The organism is Streptomyces canus, from assembly GCF_001514145.1.
GTDB classification, from domain to species: Bacteria; Actinomycetota; Actinomycetes; order Streptomycetales; family Streptomycetaceae; genus Streptomyces; species Streptomyces canus.
This window is the reverse complement of record NZ_KQ948669.1, coordinates 95,604-112,482: the sequence shown is the minus strand read 5'-3', so window position 1 is coordinate 112,482 and position 16,879 is coordinate 95,604. Positions and strand designations below refer to the sequence as shown.

The 16,879-nt window shown below is 71.4% G+C and carries 17 protein-coding genes and 1 pseudogene; 15 read left to right on the top strand and 3 right to left on the bottom strand.

Annotation, left to right across the window (positions count from 1 at the left end):
* Positions 1-15 precede the first annotated feature (15 nt).
* Together AQJ46_RS36065 and AQJ46_RS36060 are read left to right on the top strand one after the other, a co-directional pair.
* Positions 16-2,481: an ATP-binding SpoIIE family protein phosphatase gene (locus AQJ46_RS36065; RefSeq protein WP_059209568.1), complete on the top strand. Its 2,466-nt coding sequence runs from the start codon at positions 16-18 to the stop codon at positions 2,479-2,481.
* A gap of 137 nt (positions 2,482-2,618) precedes the next feature.
* Positions 2,619-3,344, top strand: a complete 726-nt coding sequence (locus tag AQJ46_RS36060; RefSeq protein ID WP_059209567.1) for a methyltransferase — start codon at positions 2,619-2,621, stop codon at positions 3,342-3,344.
* A gap of 33 nt (positions 3,345-3,377) precedes the next feature.
* On the opposite strand, the gene AQJ46_RS36055 is transcribed toward AQJ46_RS36060, so the two are convergent.
* Positions 3,378-4,493 carry an acyltransferase family protein gene (locus tag AQJ46_RS36055; RefSeq protein WP_059209566.1) on the bottom strand — a complete coding sequence of 372 codons (1,116 nt, stop codon included), beginning with the start codon at positions 4,491-4,493 and terminating at the stop codon, positions 3,378-3,380.
* Positions 4,494-4,639: 146 nt separating this feature from the next.
* On the opposite strand from AQJ46_RS36055, the gene AQJ46_RS36050 reads away from it, so the two are divergent.
* The 7 genes from AQJ46_RS36050 (at position 4,640) to AQJ46_RS36020 (ending at position 12,416) form a co-directional block, all read left to right on the top strand.
* Positions 4,640-5,473: a M55 family metallopeptidase gene (locus AQJ46_RS36050; protein WP_059209565.1), complete on the top strand. Its 834-nt coding sequence runs from the start codon at positions 4,640-4,642 to the stop codon at positions 5,471-5,473.
* Positions 5,466-6,770: a M20/M25/M40 family metallo-hydrolase gene (locus AQJ46_RS36045; RefSeq protein WP_059209564.1), complete on the top strand. Its 1,305-nt coding sequence runs from the start codon at positions 5,466-5,468 to the stop codon at positions 6,768-6,770. Before AQJ46_RS36050 ends, AQJ46_RS36045 begins: the two co-directional genes overlap by 8 nt.
* A gap of 16 nt (positions 6,771-6,786) precedes the next feature.
* Complete coding sequence (locus tag AQJ46_RS36040; protein WP_225887477.1) at positions 6,787-8,739, top strand: S9 family peptidase; 1,953 nt, start codon at positions 6,787-6,789, stop codon at positions 8,737-8,739.
* Positions 8,736-9,659 carry a S66 peptidase family protein gene (locus AQJ46_RS36035; RefSeq protein ID WP_059209562.1) on the top strand — a complete coding sequence of 308 codons (924 nt, stop codon included), beginning with the start codon at positions 8,736-8,738 and terminating at the stop codon, positions 9,657-9,659. The genes AQJ46_RS36040 and AQJ46_RS36035 overlap by 4 nt, the downstream gene beginning before the upstream one ends.
* 110 nt (positions 9,660-9,769) lie before the next feature.
* Complete coding sequence (locus tag AQJ46_RS36030) at positions 9,770-11,524, top strand: CocE/NonD family hydrolase (RefSeq protein WP_079072569.1); 1,755 nt, start codon at positions 9,770-9,772, stop codon at positions 11,522-11,524.
* A 59-nt stretch (positions 11,525-11,583) separates the two neighbouring features.
* A complete protein-coding gene (locus AQJ46_RS36025) occupies positions 11,584-11,823 on the top strand; it encodes a LapA family protein (protein WP_057608250.1) in 240 nt (79 codons plus the stop codon).
* 29 nt (positions 11,824-11,852) lie between these two features.
* Positions 11,853-12,416: a GNAT family N-acetyltransferase gene (locus AQJ46_RS36020; protein ID WP_057608249.1), complete on the top strand. Its 564-nt coding sequence runs from the start codon at positions 11,853-11,855 to the stop codon at positions 12,414-12,416.
* Here AQJ46_RS36020 and AQJ46_RS36015 read toward each other — a convergent pair.
* Positions 12,388-12,735: a DUF6204 family protein gene (locus AQJ46_RS36015; RefSeq protein ID WP_059209561.1), complete on the bottom strand. Its 348-nt coding sequence runs from the start codon at positions 12,733-12,735 to the stop codon at positions 12,388-12,390. The two genes, AQJ46_RS36020 and AQJ46_RS36015, sit on opposite strands and share 29 nt — an antisense overlap.
* Before the next feature lie 59 nt (positions 12,736-12,794).
* On the opposite strand from AQJ46_RS36015, the gene AQJ46_RS36010 reads away from it, so the two are divergent.
* Both AQJ46_RS36010 and AQJ46_RS59120 read left to right on the top strand, forming a co-directional pair.
* Positions 12,795-13,694, top strand: coding sequence for an arginase family protein (locus tag AQJ46_RS36010; RefSeq protein ID WP_059209560.1), 900 nt, complete (start codon positions 12,795-12,797; stop codon positions 13,692-13,694).
* 235 nt (positions 13,695-13,929) lie between these two features.
* Positions 13,930-14,139, top strand: coding sequence for a hypothetical protein (locus AQJ46_RS59120; RefSeq protein ID WP_059209559.1), 210 nt, complete (start codon positions 13,930-13,932; stop codon positions 14,137-14,139).
* On the opposite strand, the gene AQJ46_RS36000 is transcribed toward AQJ46_RS59120, so the two are convergent.
* Positions 14,136-14,486, bottom strand: a complete 351-nt coding sequence (locus AQJ46_RS36000) for a VOC family protein (protein ID WP_057608247.1) — start codon at positions 14,484-14,486, stop codon at positions 14,136-14,138. The genes AQJ46_RS59120 and AQJ46_RS36000 overlap by 4 nt on opposite strands.
* A 128-nt stretch (positions 14,487-14,614) precedes the next feature.
* Between AQJ46_RS36000 and AQJ46_RS35995 the strand changes: the two genes are divergently transcribed.
* The 4 genes and pseudogenes from AQJ46_RS35995 (at position 14,615) to AQJ46_RS35985 (ending at position 16,794) form a co-directional block, all read left to right on the top strand.
* Positions 14,615-15,079: a phage holin family protein gene (locus AQJ46_RS35995; protein ID WP_059209558.1), complete on the top strand. Its 465-nt coding sequence runs from the start codon at positions 14,615-14,617 to the stop codon at positions 15,077-15,079.
* Between the two features lie 32 nt (positions 15,080-15,111).
* Positions 15,112-15,425: pseudogene (locus AQJ46_RS52830) on the top strand (SDR family NAD(P)-dependent oxidoreductase); the annotation flags it as partial.
* Between the two features lie 197 nt (positions 15,426-15,622).
* Positions 15,623-16,369, top strand: a complete 747-nt coding sequence (locus AQJ46_RS52825; RefSeq protein WP_079072555.1) for a hypothetical protein — start codon at positions 15,623-15,625, stop codon at positions 16,367-16,369.
* The gene (locus tag AQJ46_RS35985; protein ID WP_059209557.1) at positions 16,366-16,794 is read left to right on the top strand and encodes a kinetochore Spc7 family protein; all 429 of its coding nucleotides are present in this window, start codon (positions 16,366-16,368) and stop codon (positions 16,792-16,794) included. The genes AQJ46_RS52825 and AQJ46_RS35985 overlap by 4 nt, the downstream gene beginning before the upstream one ends.
* Positions 16,795-16,879: the final 85 nt, after the last annotated feature.

Genomic DNA, 16,879 nt, shown 5'->3' with positions numbered 1-16,879 from the left:
GAGAGGGCCTGGGCCATGGACCGTGGCACCGAGAGGGGCACACCTCCCAGCCGCGGAGCTGGGAACGGCGCGGCGGACGGACCCGCCGCGGCCGGACGTGTCCCGCTGGCCGTGGTCGTGGTGGACCGCGACGGTATGGTCTCCCACTGGAGCCGCGGCGCGAGCCGTCTGTTCGGCGCCACCAAGGAGGAGGCCATCGGCCGCTCGGCGGCCGACCTGCTGCCCGTCTCCGGAGCACTCGCCGAGCAGGACACCCCGCCCTACGGCATGTACGCCGCCTACGACGGACTCGGACCCGACCTCGAGTCCTCCCTCGACGGCGGCCTTTCCTACCCGGCCGCCGGCCGTGCCCGCCTCACCGTGCCCGGCGCGGACCGCGTGGACGTCCTGTGGTGGGCCTACCCGCTGGTGGGCCCCGGCCGGGAGCGTCTGCTGGTGCTGGCCGCCGACGCGGGCGCACTCCGCCAGGACCTGGACCTGGACGAGGGCACCGTGGCCGTCGAGCGGATCGCGCCCGCCTTCGCCCTGCACACCGACTTCCCGGGCGCCGACGAACTCGCCAGCCGGCTCCCCGAGATCCTGCCCAGCATGAGCGTCGGCGAGAGCGCCCGCATCGTCGCGCAGATCCTCGAACTGGGCTATCCCGTCATGGAGTTCAGCCAGAACGACCGGGTTCCCGTCACCCCCGACTGGGGCGTGCCCCGGCGTGCCGAGCGCAAGGCCCGCCGCGAGCGGGCGGCCCGGGCGGCCGCGGAGGGCCTGCCGTTGCCGCAGGACGACCGGGACGAGGGCGAGGACCTCGAGTACGTCGCCGTACGCGAGCGGCTGGAGTTCCTCAACGAGGTCAGCGGGAAGATCGGCACCTCCCTCGACCTGTCCCGGACCATCGTCGAGGTCAGCAGGGCCGTCGTGCCCCGCTTCACCGATGTCGCCGGCACCTATCTGCGCGAACAGGTCGTCGCCGGCGAGGGGTTCCCCGACGGTGTGCCCGACACCACCACCATGTGGCACCGGGTGGCCCTGGAGCACACCGACGAACCCGGCCGCTGGGACGACGTCGTGCCGGTCGGCGAGGCCATGCCGTTCCCCGCGCACACCCCGTTCTTCCAGTGCATGACCACCGGTGAGCCCGTCCTCGTGCCGCGGATCAGCGAGCAGATGGGGCACGCGATCGCCTCACAGTTCGAGAAGCGGGACATCAGGCCGCTGATCACCGGCCGCTCCATGCTGGTCGTACCGCTGAAGGCCCGCAATGTGGTCCTCGGCTTCATGATCCTGCTGCGCCACCCCGAGCGCGTCGAGTTCAACGACATGGACCGGGTCACCGGCGCCGAACTCGCCGCCCGCGCGGGTCTCGTGCTCGACAACGCGCGCATGTACACCTTCCAGGAGTCCGTCGCCGAGACCCTCCAGGACAGCATGCTGCCGCACATCCCGCCCCGCATGGCGGGCTGCGACATCGCCACCCGCTATCTGCCGGGCACGCTCCTGGGACGCGTCGGCGGCGACTGGTTCGACTCCGTCAAACTGCCGGGTGCGCGTACGGCTCTCGTGGTCGGCGACGTGATGGGGCACGGGCTCAACTCGGCCGCCATGATGGGCCAGTTGCGGACGGCCGTACAGACCATGGCAGCGCTCGACCTGCCGCCGGCCCAGCTGCTGCGCAACCTCGACGACCTCGCCCAGCGACTCGGGGACACCTACCTCGCGACCTGCCTCTACGCCGTCTACGACCCGATCGCGAGCGAGCTCCACATCGCCAACGCGGGCCATATCCCGCCGGTGATCGTGCGGGCAGGGGACGGGCGCAGTGAGCTGCTCGACCTGCCCACCGGTGCGCCCATCGGTGTCGGCGGGGTGCCGTTCGAGGCGATACGCGTGCGCGTGGCGCCCGGCGACCGGCTGCTGATGTGCACCGACGGGCTGGTGGAGGTGCGCGGCGAGGACATCGGGGTGGGCCTCGCGACGCTCACCGAGTCCGCCGCGCATCCGGCCGCGTCCATGGACGACGCCTGCGACGCCATCATCCGTGCGCTCAACACACGCGGCGGCCGCAAGGACGACGTGGCGCTGCTCATGGCCCGGCTCAACGGCATCGAGCCGGACTACGTGGCCGAGTGGCGGATCTCCCTGGACCCGGTCGAGGTGGGGCGGGCCCGCGCGGTGGTGCGGGAGCAGCTGCACGACTGGGGGCTGGGGAGGCTGGCCGACGGCGCCGAGCTCATGGTGAGCGAGCTGGTGACCAATGCGGTGCGGCACTCCCACCGCCGTCCCGTCGAGCTGCGGCTCGTGCGGGGGGACTCCCTGCTGTGCGAGGTGGACGACGACGACCACGATCTGCCGAACCTGTCGAGTGCCGGGCCCACCGATGAACAGGGGCGGGGACTCAGGGTGGTCAGCACGCTCGCCCGGGAGTGGGGGGCGAGTCGTACGAAGGCCGGGAAGACCGTCTGGTTCGAACTGACCCTGCCGCGTCGCTGAGTGGCTCCCTACGGGCGTGGTCTCTCGAACGGGCAGTGAAGGAACGCGCCATGCGCTTGTCCGCGTACCCTCGGCGCGATACACCGTACTGGCCTGTCAGCTTTGACGGGTTGTGTTCGCATCCTGGGGAGTTGGGCATGAGCGTGAGCGGTCGATACCGGGAGTCCTGGGAAGGGTTCTGGCGGGAGGCCCCGGGACGGCAGGGGGCCGTGTTCTGGGATGCGGAGCCGGTGTTGACCGCCGGGGTCCATCTCGCCCACTTCGAGCCGCTCCTGGTCGATCCCGGGCTGCCACTCGTGGACCTGGGCTGCGGGAACGGCACGCAGAGCCGTTTTCTCGCCGCCCACTTCACGCAGGTGATCGGCGTCGACCTGGCGGCCGCGGCCCTCGATCGCGCCCGCGACGCCGACCCCGACGAGCAGGTGACATACCGGTTGCTGGACGCCTCCGACAAGGGCGAGCCGGAGAACCTGCACGCCGACCTCGGGGACGCCAACGTCTACATGCGGGGCGTGCTGCACCAGGCCGCGCCCGAGGACCGGCAGCAGATGGTCGACGGGATCGCCACGCTCGTCGGGGAACGCGGCCGGGCCTTCCTCGTCGAGCTCTCCGAGGCGGCCAAGGCCGTCCTCGTGGGCCTCGCGCAGAGCCCCGACGGGCCGCCCGCCAAGCTGGCGCCCATCTTCGCGCACGGCATCGCCCCTGGCGAGGTGGCCGACGAGGCGGTGCCCGTGTACCTCGGGGCGGCCGGGCTGACGATCGTGGCGAGCGGTGACCTGCCGCTCGTCACCACCGAGTACCGGGCCGACGGCACCCGGATCGAACTGCCGTCGAAATGGTGGGTGGTGGGACGCACCGCCTGACGACCGGGTCGACCTCTTCCCCGGAGGCAGGCCTTACCGGCGCACCTGGGCGGGCACCCCGCCCGTGCCGGGCGAGGTCTTCCGGAACGCCCACTCCATCCGCGGCTCCATCACACACCGGAAGACCCGCCGCACGGGCGCGGTGCACAGCGCGGTCACCACCACGGCGGCGACGACGGTCACGGCGATCTCGCCGAGCGGCGTGTGCGGCCAGTGGTGGCCGGCCCAGTCGACGTGGTTGCCGGCCTGGACGACGAAACCGTGCAGCAGATAGCCGTAGAGCGTGCCCGCGCCCAGGGCCGTGAACCACATCCGGCGCCCGGGCACCCAGGACAGGAAGCAGGCGACCAGGACGAGCGAGCAGCCGAAGAGGGCGAGCGTCATCAGCGGCCCGTACCAGGCGGGCACCCCGAAGTCCTCGGCGGCGCCGCGGTGGAAGAACCAGGCGTAGTCCATGCGCGGGACCGCCCAGTACGAGAACACCACCGCGGCCGCGAAGACCGGCACCGCGAGGATGCGCACCCGCCACTGCCGTACCAGCGAGAAGTGCGCGGGGCGCAGACACAGGCCGAGCACGAAGTACGGCAGGAACTGCAGGGTGCGCTGGAGGTCGAGGTCGTCGCCGATGGATGGGCTCAGGGTGGCGAGCGCGGCGATGGTCAGGGCGATCGGCAGCGGCCACCGCACGCTCCGCCAGAGCGGCGTGGTCAGCCGCCAGATGAACAGGGCGGCCAGGAACCACGTCAGGTACAGCGGGTTCAGGAGGCTGATCGCACGGTCCGGGACACCGTCGGACCACCGGGTGAAATAGGTGTACGCCGTCTCGAACACGACGTAAGGGACGACGACCCCGGTGACCAGTCGCTTGATCTTCGCCGGACTGGCGTCGAAGGAACGGGAGAAGTAGCCCGAGATGATGATGAACGCCGGCATGTGGAAGGCGTAGACGATCGTGTAGAGCGCGGTGACGGCACGGCTGCCGGAGCGCAGCGGCTCCCAGGCATGCCCCATGGCCACCAGCACGATCGCGAGGTACTTGGCGTTGTCGAAGAACGCGTCGCGCTGCTCCGGGCGTCCGGGCGGGTTCCCCGGCGCGGTGGTCGCCGTCGTCCGTCGCGCCGACCGTACGGGCTGTGCGGTGTGGCTCACGCTTCTCCCTGTCCGTCTCCTGTGGAACCCGCGGGGGAGGATACGCGTCTTGCAGGGGTTGCCTGTGCGGCAGGGGTGAGCGGCATGGGGCTCGCCTCACCACCTGCGGGCGACGTAAACCTCCGCGACGCGTAACGTGGCGCACCATGAAGATCCTCATCAGCGCCGACATGGAGGGCGCGACCGGAGTGACCTGGCCGGCCGACGTGCTGCCGGGAACACCGCAGTGGGAGCGGTGCCGGTCGATGTTCACCTCGGACGTGAACGCCGCCGTGCTGGGCTTCTTCGACGGGGGCGCCGACGAGGTACTCGTCAACGAGGCCCACTGGACCATGCGCAACCTGCTCCTGGAGCAGCTCGACGAGCGCGCACTGATGCTCACCGGCCGGCACAAGTCGCTGTCCATGGTCGAGGGCGTCCAGCACGGCGACGTCGACGGCATCGCGTTTCTCGGCTACCACGCGGGCGCGGGCCAGGAGGGCGTTCTCGCCCACACCTACCTCGCCAACTCCATCACCGGGGTGTGGCTGAACGACGTGCCCGCGAGCGAGGGACATCTCAACGCGCACGTGGTCGCCGAGTACGGCGTCCCCGTCGTCCTCGTCACCGGCGACGACGTGGCCTGCGAGGACGCGCTCGGCTACGCCCCCGGGGCGCTGAAGGTCGCGGTCAAGGACCATGTCTCGCGCTATGCGGCCGTGTGCCGTACGCCGACCCGCACGGCCGCCGACATCAGGGCCGCCGCCAAGGAGGCGGCCCAGCTGGCGGTCCGTCAGGAGCCCGTGCAGGCAGGGCCGTTCACGATCGCCGTCGAGTTCGACGCCGAGCATCTCGCGATGGCCGCCACCGTGGTGCCGGGGGTGCGGCGGATCGGGGAGCGGAAGGTGGCGTACACCAGCGAGACCATGTACGCGGGAATCCGTACCTTCAAGGCGGTCACCACCATCGTCTCGGCCGCCGTGGAGGAGCAGTATGGCTGACCAGCAGGCACTGGACGAGGTCGTCCGGTTCACCTCCGACCTCATCCGCATCGACACCACCAACCGGGGCGGCGGCGACTGCCAGGAGCGCCCCGCCGCCGAGTACGCGGCCGAGCAGCTGGCCGGGGCGGGCCTTGAGCCCATGATGCTGGAGCGCACCAAGGGCCGTACGAACGTCGTCGCCCGCGTCGAGGGCAGCGACCCGTCGGCGGACGCGCTGCTCGTCCACGGTCATCTGGACGTCGTGCCCGCCGAGGCCGCCGACTGGAGCGTTCATCCCTTCTCGGGGGAGATCCGCGACGGGGTCGTCTGGGGGCGCGGAGCGGTCGACATGAAGAACATGGACGCGATGATCCTGTCCGTGGTGCGGGGCTGGGCCCGGCAGGGCCTACGGCCCCGGCGGGACCTCGTGATCGCGTTCACCGCCGACGAGGAGGCCAGTGCCGTGGACGGCTCCGGGTTCCTTGCCGACGAGCACCCGGAGCTCTTCGAGGGGTGCACGGAGGGGATCAGCGAGTCGGGGGCGTTCACCTTCCACGACGGCGCCGGGCGGCAGATCTACCCCATCGCCGCTGGGGAGCGCGGCACGGGCTGGCTGAAGCTCACCGCGCGCGGCCGGGCCGGGCACGGCTCCAAGGTCAACAAGGAGAACGCGGTCACCCGGCTCGCCGCCGCCATCACCCGCATCGGCGAGCACGAGTGGCCGCTGCGGCTCACCCCGACCGTCCGCGCGGCCCTCGCCGAACTCGCCGCGCTCTACGGCATTGAGACGGACCTCACCGACGTGGACCGGCTGCTGGAGAAGCTGGGCCCCGCCGCCAAGCTGGTCGAGGCGACCGTCCGCAACAGCGCCAACCCGACCATGCTGGAGGCCGGTTACAAGCTCAACGTGATCCCGGGGGAGGCCGTGGCCTACGTCGACGGCCGCTATCTGCCCGGCGGCGAGGACGAGTTCCGCGCGACCCTCGACCAGCTCACCGGACCCGACGTGGACTGGGAGTTCAGCCATCGCGAGGTCGCCCTCCAGGCGCCGGTCGACTCACCGACGTACGCCGGCATGCGTGCCGCAGTGGAGGAGTTCGCGCCGGAGGGGCACGTGGTGCCGTACTGCATGTCCGGCGGCACGGACGCCAAGCAGTTCTCCCGCCTCGGCATCACCGGGTACGGGTTCGCGCCCCTGAAGCTCCCGGAGGGCTTCGACTACCAGGCCCTGTTCCACGGGGTCGACGAGCGCGTCCCCGTCGAGGCGCTGCACTTCGGCGTGCGGGTACTCGACCGCTTCCTGCGAACGGCCTGAGCAAGTGGGGGAGAACGTGCAGACGTCGGCATACGGTTCCTGGCCCTCGCCCATCGACGCGGCGCTCGCGGCCGCGCACGACGGGCACCCCGAATGGCTGGGCTTCGTCGGCGACGAGGTGTGGTGGACCGAGCCCCGGCCCACCGAGGGCGGCCGTCGCACCCTCGTGCGCAGACACGCCGACGGGCAGGAGGAGTCGGTGCTGCCCGCGCCGTGGAACGTGCGCAGCCGGGTCATCGAGTACGGCGGCCACCCCTGGGCCGGCGTGGTCGTGGCCGGTGAACCGCTCGTCGTGTTCGTGCACTTCGCCGACCAGCGGCTGTACCGGTACGAGCCCGGGAGCGAGCCGCGTCCCCTCACCCCCGTCTCCCCGGTGGGCGGCGGACTGCGCTGGGCGGAACCGCAGGTGAGACTCGACCTCGGTGAAGTGTGGTGTGTCCTCGAGGAGTTCACCGGCGACGGGCCCACCGACGTCCGCCGGGTCCTCGCCGCCGTACCGCTGGACGGCTCGGCCGTGCGGGACCGGGACGCGGTGCGCGAACTCACCGACGACCGCCACCGGTTCGTCACCGGCCCCCGCATCTCTCCCGACGGCTCGCGCGCGGCCTGGCTGGCCTGGGACCACCCGCGCATGCCCTGGGACGGCACGGAACTGGTCGTCGCGGACATCGGCTCGCACGGCACGCTCGTCGCGCCCCGCACCCTGGCCGGCGGTCCGGAGGAGTCGATCGCCCAGGCCGACTGGTCGCCCGACGGCCGTCTCCTGTACGCGAGCGACCGCACCGGCTGGTGGAACCTCTACCGCGACGGCGAGCAACTCTGCCCGCGCGAGGAGGAGTTCGGCGGCGCCCTCTGGAAGCTCGGCCACCGCTGGTTCGCGCCCCTGGACAGCGGACTGATCGCCGTCGTGCACGGCAGCGGCTCGACCGCCCTCGGGATCCTGGACCCCGAGACCGGTGAACTCGTCGACGCGGCAGGGCCCTGGACCGAGTTCGCGCCCACCCTCGCGGTGCACGGCGAGCGGGTCGTCGCCGTCGGCGCCAGCCCCCGCACCGCCTACGAGGTCGTGGAGCTCGACACCTGCACCGGCCGGGCCCGGGTGATCGGCGCCCCGCACGACGACCCCGTCGACCCCGTGTACTACCCCGAGCCCCTGATCCGCACCTTCACCGGTCCGGACGGCCGCGACATCCACGCCCACGTCTACCCGCCCCACCACCCCGGACACCGGGCGCCCGGCGGCGAACTGCCGCCGTACGTCGTCTGGGCGCACGGCGGACCCACCGGACACGCGCCGCTCGTGCTCGATCTCTCGATCGCCTACTTCACCTCGCGCGGCATCGGCGTCGCCGAGGTCAACTACGGCGGCTCCACCGGGTACGGGCGGGAGTACCGCAACCGGCTGCGCGAGCAGTGGGGCGTGGTCGACGTCGAGGACTGCGCCGCCGTCGCGCTGGCCCTCGCCGACGAGGGCACCGCCGACCGCGACCGGCTCGCCATCCGCGGCGGCAGCGCGGGCGGCTGGACCGCGGCCGCCTCGCTCACATCGACCGACGTCTACGCGTGCGGCACGATCGTCTACCCGATCCTCGACCTGGCCGGCTGGGGAACGGGGGAGACCCACGACTTCGAGTCCCAGTACCTGGAGAGCCTGGTCGGGCCGCTCGCCGAGGTCCCCGGACGGTACGCGGAACGCTCGCCCGTCGAGCACGCCGACCGGGTCACCGTGCCCTTCCTGCTGCTCCAGGGCCTGGACGACGTGATCTGCCCGCCCGCGCAGTGCGAGCGGTTCCTGTCCCGGATCGCCGGCCGGCAGGTGCCGCACGCGTACCTCGCCTTCGAGGGGGAGGGGCACGGGTTCCGCCGCGCCGAGACGATGATCCGGGCGCTGGAGGCCGAACTCTCCCTGTATGCCCAGGTGTTCGGGCTGAACCCGCCCGGCGTAGCGACATTGGAGCTCATCAGGTGAAGCAACTCGTCAGGCCGTCCAGACTCACCCCGGGCGCGCGCGTGGCCGTGGTCGCAACCAGCGGGCCCGTGCCGGAGGAACGGCTCCAAGCGGGCCTGGACGTCCTGCGCGGCTGGGATCTGGATCCCGTCGTGGGGCCCCATGTCCTCGACCGGCACGGCGAGTTCGGGTACCTCGCGGGCACGGACGCCGACCGGGCGGCAGATCTCCAGAACGCCTGGTGCGACCCCTCCGTGGACGCGGTGCTGTGCGCCCGCGGCGGATACGGCGTGATGCGCATGGTCGAACTGCTCGACTGGAACGCCCTGCGTGCGGCCGGTCCGAAGGTGCTGGTCGGGTTCAGTGACGTGACCGCGCTGCACGAGGCGTTCGCCGCCCGGCTCGGCCTGGTCACGCTGTACGGTCCGATGGCCGCCGGCATCGACTTCATCAAGAACGCGCGGGCCCAGGAGCATCTGAGGTCCACCTTGTTCGCGCCGGAGACGGTCCGCACGATCCACTCCGGCGGCAGGGCCCTCGTCCCCGGCCGGGCCCGCGGTGTCACCCTGGGCGGCTGTCTGTGCCTGCTCGCCTCCGAACTGGGCTCCGCCTACGCTCGGCCCGGCGCGCGCGGGGGCCTGCTCTGCCTGGAGGACGTCGGCGAGGAGACGTACCGCCTCGACCGCTATCTGACCCAGCTCCTGCGCGCCGACTGGCTCGACGGGGTGCGCGGGGTGCTCCTCGGGTCGTGGGAGAGGTGCGAACCGTACGAGAGGGTGCGCGCGCTGCTCCTGGACCGGCTCGGGGGACTCGGCGTGCCCGTCGTCGAGGAGTTCGGATTCGGCCACTGCGAAGGGGCGTTGACGATCCCGTTCGGGGTCGCCGCCGAGCTCGACGCCGACGCGGGCACGCTGACGCTGGCGGAACCCGCCCTCCACTGAATCTCCGTCAGAAACACCCGGTCGGGCGATTGACCACCTCTGACACGTGTCACACCATGACTACCGGTCGGTAAGTTTCGGGTTGTGTCCCCAGTGTGGAGGTCATCTCCGTGTTCCGTCGTGTGCTCGGACATTCCGTCCCGCTCGCTCTCCTGCTGGGCGCCACACTCACCACCCCCGCCCCCGCGACCGGCCAATACACCGTCAGCGCACTGAAGTTCACGGTCCAGGCCGGCGGTCGCACCTGCACGATCGACGCCGACCTGTACCGCCCTTCGGGCGCGGGCCGGGCGCCCGCCGTACTCACCACCAACGGTTTCGGCGGCAGCAAGTCCGACGGTTCCACGGACGCCACCGCCAGGGCCTTCGCCCAGCGCGGTTATGTCTCGCTCGCCTGGTCGGGGCTCGGCTTCGGCAGGTCCGGTTGTCTGATCTCCCTCGACGATCCCGGCATCGACGGAACGGCCGCCTCGGCGCTGATCGACTTCCTGGGCGGGAAGCGTGCCGCCGACGACGGGACCAGGGCCGACTTCGTCACCCTCGACGGCCCGGGCGACCCGCGGGTCGGCATGCTCGGAGGCTCCTACGGAGGCGCGATCCAGCTGGCGACCGCCGCCGTGGACCACCGGGTGGACGCGCTCGTGCCGATGATCACCTGGAACGACCTGGCGTACGCACTGGCCCCCAACAACGCGACGCGTGGCGGGAGCGTCCCCGGTGCCTTCAAGTGGCAGTGGGCCAACGGCTTCTACCTCATCGGCGAGAGCCAGCCGCTCACCGAGGTGAACCTTGATCCGTCCCGGATCAACTCGCTCGGCTGTCTGCACTTCGTGACCGAGGCCTGCGACACCGTCCGTACGCTCAACTCCGGGAGCTTTCCGGCGGCCCGCACGGCCGAGTTGCTCGACTACGCGCACAGTGTCTCGCCGGTGTCGTACCTGAGCCGCGTCAAGGCCCCCACCCTGCTCATCCAGGGACAGGCCGACAGCCTCTTCAATCTCAACGAGGCGACGGCGACGTACAAGACGCTCAAGGCGCAGGGCACGACCGCCAGGATGATCTGGCAGTCCGGAGGGCACAGCGGCGGGCTCACCGATCCGGCGGCCGGTGAACTCAACCTCGTCCAGGGCAACTTGGAGACCAGCTATGTCGGCCGGCGGGTCCTCGCCTGGTTCGACCGGTACCTGCACGGGCGGAGGCACGTCGACACGGGCCCGGCCTTCGCCTACTACCGCGACTGGATCACCGACCCGAACAGCACCTACGCCACCGCCGACCACCTGCCCGCGCTCAGCCAGAAGCTCTACCTCTCCGGGGACGGCAAGCTCGTCGACAACAGCAGGAAGGTGACGTGGGGCAGTCGGTCGTACAGCAACCGGCTTGTTCCCACGAGCCATTCGGAGAGTTCGCTGTACGGCGCCCTCGGCCTGCCTGACCCGGCGCCGTACGACACCGCCGGCACCTACGCCGGCTGGACCAGTGCCCCGCTGCCCCGGACCCTCGACGTCGTCGGCGCCCCGAAGGTCACGCTCAAGGTGAGCTCCCCGAAGGCCGAGCGGACGCAGGACTCGGGCGATGCCGCCGACAAGCTGGTGCTGTTCGCCAAGATCTACGACATCGCTCCGGACGGCACGAAGACGCTCGCCCACCGGCTGGTCGCCCCGGTCCGGGTGCCCGACGTGACGAAGCCGTTCACGGTGACCCTGCCGGGGGTCGTCCACCGCTACGAGAAAGGGCACCGGCTCCGGTTCGTCATCGCGGCGAGCGACGACGCGTACTTCGGGAACCGGGGCATCAAGCCGGTGACCGTGGTGAGCGCGCCCGGGCGGGCCGGGGTGCTGGAGCTGCCGGTCGCGGGACGGTGAGTCACCCGGAGGGCAGCTCTCACCGTGCGTGACCAAGATGTCGGGCTCACCCTGGTCGCATGAGCCCGAAGACCTCCGCAGGCGGCACCACCAAGGACAGCAGCGGGGCGGTGACGCCCGCCAGGGCGGTCGTCCTGCTGCTGGCCGTCCTCGCCCTGACCTTCATCTTCGAGAACACCCGGACGACGAGGATCCGGCTGCTGGTGCCCGAGGTGACGATGCCCCTGTGGACGGCTCTGCTCGCCACCGGCCTCATCGGCGCCCTGTGCGGGGCGTATTTCATGAAGCGGCGCGGCTAGGACTGCCCGGCGGATCGTAGGGTGGCCAGATGCCGCACACCGCTTCCCGCTATCTCGCCGAAGGCCCACGCGTGGGCATACGCCACTTCACCTACGAGGACGGCGCCGAGTTCACCGCCCGGGCCCGGGAGAGCAAGGAACTCCACCAGCCGTGGCTGTTCCCGCCCGACAGCGAGAGCGCCTATCTCGCCTACGCCGGCCGGCTGATCGAGGACCGGACCAAGGCGGGGTTCCTGGTCTGCGAGAAGGACGGCGAGCTGGGCGACGGGGCCATCGCCGGGTACATCAACATCAACAACATCGTCGAGGGCGGCTTCCTGTGCGGGGCCCTGGGGTACGGCGCCTTCGCGCACGCAGCCGGGCGCGGGCTGATGCGCGAGGGGCTGAACCTCGTGGTCGACCACGCCTTCGGTCCGATGCGGCTGCACCGCCTCGAGATCAACGCGCAGCCACGGAACACCGCCTCCCTCGCCCTGGCCCGCAGCTGCGGCTTCCGGCTCGAAGGCTTCTCACCGAAGATGATCTACATCGACGGGGACTGGCGGGACCACGAGCGCTGGGCCATCACCGCCGAGATGCGGGCTTCCGGTTGATCTTCATGGTGTCGAGGTCCGTGACCGTCGACTTCAGATCCCGGAAGCCGTAACCGAGATCCCGCAGCGTGCCCTCGGCGCGGTCCTCCGCGATCGCCCCCGCCATCTCCTCGCCGTCCGCCGCGTCCGAGACCACCACGTACCGCATCGAGAAGTGCTTCAGCGGCGCAGGCTCGTACGACAGCGAGCCCTCCTCCGTGAACCGCATGCTCGCCATGCCGTGGTCCGCCGCCTCGGCGAGCAGCCGGGCGCGGGCCTCGTCGGTGAGCCCGTCCCAGGTTCCGCGCACGATCACCCGGTAGGTGTGCTGCTCACTCACTGTCGCTCCCTCGTCAATCTCCGTGGACGGCCGACTGTACGTCGGCGAGGATGATCCGCATGCGGAATATCGTCGTGCTGGACGCCCCCTCCAACCTCGGCCTGCGTCCGCCCGCCCCCGGCACCGTGCCCGGCTGCCACAAGCTCGCCGGCGCTCTGCGTGAGCAGCGGATCGTGCAGAGGCTGCACGCCCTGGAAGGCGGCGTGGTGGTGCCGCCGCGCTATGACCGCGGGGGCTGGCAGGAGGGTGACGGCGTCTTCAACGCCGCCGCGATCGCCTCGTACACCGTCAGGCTCGCCGACCGCATCGAAAGCCATGTGCGCGCCGGGGAACTCCCCGTCGTCCTCGGCGGCGACTGCTCCATCCAGCTCGGCGCCTCGCTCGCCCTGCGCCGCGTCGGACGCTACGGCCTGGCCGCGATCGACGCCTCGCCGGACTTCCGGCACACCGGCAACTCCGACCGGATCGGCGCGGCGGGCGGCGAGGAGGTCGCGCTGGCCACCGGGCGCGGGCAGGAGGACCTGACGGACCTGGAAGGCCTGCGCCCCTATCTGCGGGACGAGGACGTGCGGTTCTTCGGGATCCGCGACGAGTTCGAGGAGGACCGGGCCGAACTCGCCGCCCTGAAGATCCCGGTCGTGACCGTCGGGGACCTCCGGGAGTGGGGCGCCGACGCCCTTGCCCGGGCCACCGCCCAGGCCTTCGAGATCCCCGAGATCGACGGTTTCTGGGTGCACCTGGACGCCGACGTCCTCGACCCGTCCGTCATGCCGGCCGTCGACAGCCCCGACCCGGAGGGGCTCCTGCCCGCCGAACTCACCGCTCTGCTACGGCCGTTGCTCGCCTCCCCCTCCTGTACCGGCCTCAACATCACTATCTACGACCCCGATCTGGACCCCGAGGGCACGGCCGGCGCGCTGCTCACCGACATCGTCGTGGAAGCCTTTGCGCAATCCTGACCGGCACGGTCTTGGATGGGAGGCCAGTTCCCTGACGCACGATCACGTCAACCCGGTCGGTCCAGAGCTCCGAGCACCCTCGGCGAGGCCCAGGCGCCCTGGCTGGAGCTGCTGCGGGCCGGGTCCCTCCCCGAACCGCGCCGGGTACGGCCGCCCGGTGAGACGCTGGTCGCGCCGCACTGGCGGGACATGCTGGAGACCGCACCCGCCACCCCGCTCACCGAGTACCACCCGAGTGGCTCTGTGGCATGCCGACAACCGCCGCGCTGGGCCGCGAGACGATCGAGGCGCTGCTCGCGGCGGGGCGTACGGCCGAGGCGCGTTCGAGGAGGGCTTCGAGGTCGCCGATCTGCGGGAGGGCGCCGAGGCGATCAGCGAGCTGTGGAGCCGGGTCAGCGACGAACCGCTGCCGCCGTTCCACGACTTCCGGATGCGGCCCCTCTAGCCGACGTTGCGGTCCACGTACTCGTACACCACGCCGTCCGGATGCATCGCGATCAGATTGCGGCCCACCGGCGTCGGCACGGGGCCGGCGATGACGCGGGCGCCCAGCTCGCTGAGCAACTGGTGGGCCTCGTCGACGTCCTTCACCGCGATGGTCGCCGCGACCTTGCGCAGTACCTCCAGCTCGGCCTCGGGGCCGCTCATCAGCAGGAAGCAGCCCACCGCGGCCACCTGGACGCCGCCGCGCTCGAAACGGAGAGCCTTGGCGCCCGCCAGCCGTTCGTAGAAGACGACCGCGGCCTCCAGGTCATCGACACAGACACGCAGCGTGGTTCCCAGAATGTCCATGCGGACGAGCCTAATTGGGTCAGCCGGGCGGAGGAGATCGTTTCACGCGATCCTCCCGACCCGACCGCCCGCACCGCACAGGTGACCCCCTGGCGTTAAGCGCACGCCTGTGCGGGTACCCGGCGGCCATGGAGCGCTTGGATCACCTGGAGCATCTGGACAAGCATCTGGTCGACGAGCTGGCGCAGGTGGCGCGCGAGACCGTACGGGACGAGCTGCGCGAGCAGACGCGCAAGCAGCGCCGTACGGCCATGCTGTACGCCGCGTCCGGTGCCGTCGCCCTGTACGCGGGAGCGGCCCTCGCACTTGCCGTGGGCCTCTCCCTCGCTCTCGGGCTGCCCGACTGGGCCGCCGCGCTGATCACCGCCGTGATCCTGGGGGCCGTGGCGTATGTGCTGCGCGGTGCCGCCAGGCCCGCCGCGTCCCGGCCCACGGCCGGGCGGACCGAGACGGTGGCCGCGCCGCCGAGCGGGCTCGGGACGCCGTATCCGCCCATGCCGTCGGTCGCCCCCGAGGCAGCGGGCGCACCGGAACCGGCCGCGGCGCCGCGGCAGGACGACATCGACCCCGAGCAGCCGCACCACCGGGCGTGACGCGTGGTGCGCGACGCACGGAAGGAACGGGCGTGAAGCGCGGCAAGGTCGTCGTGGTGACCGGGGCCAGCGGCGGGGTGGGACGGGCCACGGCCCGGGCCTTCGCCGAACGCGGGGCCCGGGTCGCCCTGCTGGCCCGGGGCCGCGAGGGGCTCGCGGCCGCCGCCGACGACGTGCAGCAGGCGGGCGGTGCAAGGCGGTCGACGACGCGGCCCAGAAGGTCGTGGGCGCCTTCGGGCACATCGACGTCTGGGTCAACAACGCCTTCTCCGGGGTCTTCGCGAGGTTCACGGAGATCACGCCGGACGAGTTCCGGCGGGTGACCGAAGTGACACTGCATCCCTATTGAATCGGCGTGTTGAAGCCGATCTGACAGGGTGGCGCGATGAGCAAGTGGGGTGTCTTCTGGGTGCCCAAGCCAGTGTTGATCGCAGCACCGCGCGTGCCTGTTCTGGCGGGGTGGACTGACCTGGCGGAGCGCGAAGCCTCCACCGGCATCCGGCCCGGCGACCCGACACCCGGGCCGGCACCGGCTCCCTCACCGTGCACACCCTGGGCACCCGGGTGGAGGACTTCATCACCTGGGCCAACCTTGAGGCAGCCGCCCGCGGGCTGACCCGTGAGGTCATCCCGCCGGATCCGCACGGCAGGATCGGAACCGAGCGGTTCCGCCGGAGCCTGGCCTGGCACATCGCCCGCCGTCCCGGGGGCCTGGTCGCGCTCGCGATTCAGTACCGCCATCTGCGCACGTCCGTAGCGGCCGGCTATGCCGCGCGCAGCCGGGACGGCATCCACGACCTCCTCGACGTCGAGACGGCCCGCGCCACCATCGACACCGCCGCCGACCTGAACGCCGCTCTCGAGGACGGCCTCGGCATCTCCGGGCCCGCCGCCCGCCGCGCCATCAAGGCCGCCGCCACCGCACCCCAGTACACCGGCACCGTCATCACCGCACGGCAGGCCCGACAGATCCTCGCCAACCCCCACCTGGCCATCCACGACAATCCCCACACGCTGCTGATGTGCGTCTACAAACGCGACAAAGCCCTGTGCCACCGCGGCCTCAAGGACACCCCCAGCCTCGACCAGTGCGTCCCAACCCGCGCGAACATCGCCCGCACCGACCAGCACGCCACCAGCCTCCGCCTCCGCGCCACCACGCTCGCCCAACAGGCAGGCCACGTCCCCGGCCCGCTGGGCGAGCGCCTGCGCGACAACGCCACCCGGCTGCGCGACCTCGCCGACGCCCACCACCGCACCCGCATCAGCCTCCAGGACGGCACCGCATGAGCCCCGCACCCGACGAACGCGACCGTATCCGCGCGGCCATGGACCGCATCCTGCAAGGAACCCCGCAGCACTCCAACGGCGCGCTGACGATCGTCGCCCTGGCCCAGGAAGCCGGCGTACCGCGCAACGCGCTCACCCAGCGCCACCTAGACCTCAAAAGCGACTTCTACGCGCAGGTCAGGGCGCGCGGACAGGTGTCGGACTCCGAGATCCGCCTGCGCAAGCAGATCGTCAAGCTCAAGGAACTCCGCGCCAAGGACGCCACCGAGTTGGCGCAGCTGCGGGCGGACGTCGCTCACCTCGTCCGGGTCGTCAACCAACTGACCGTGGAGAACCGGCAACTGCGCGGTGCGCTGTCACAGCCCAGCTCCCCGGTCAGAGCACTGCCGGCGCAGCCGCAGCCCAATGAGCGTGATGCAACTTGAAAGCCGCATGTGGGCTGGTGTGAGGCTGCGACCGGATGCTCGGACTGGTCGCGGCCGGATGCCTTCAGCGAAGCTCATCCGTCAG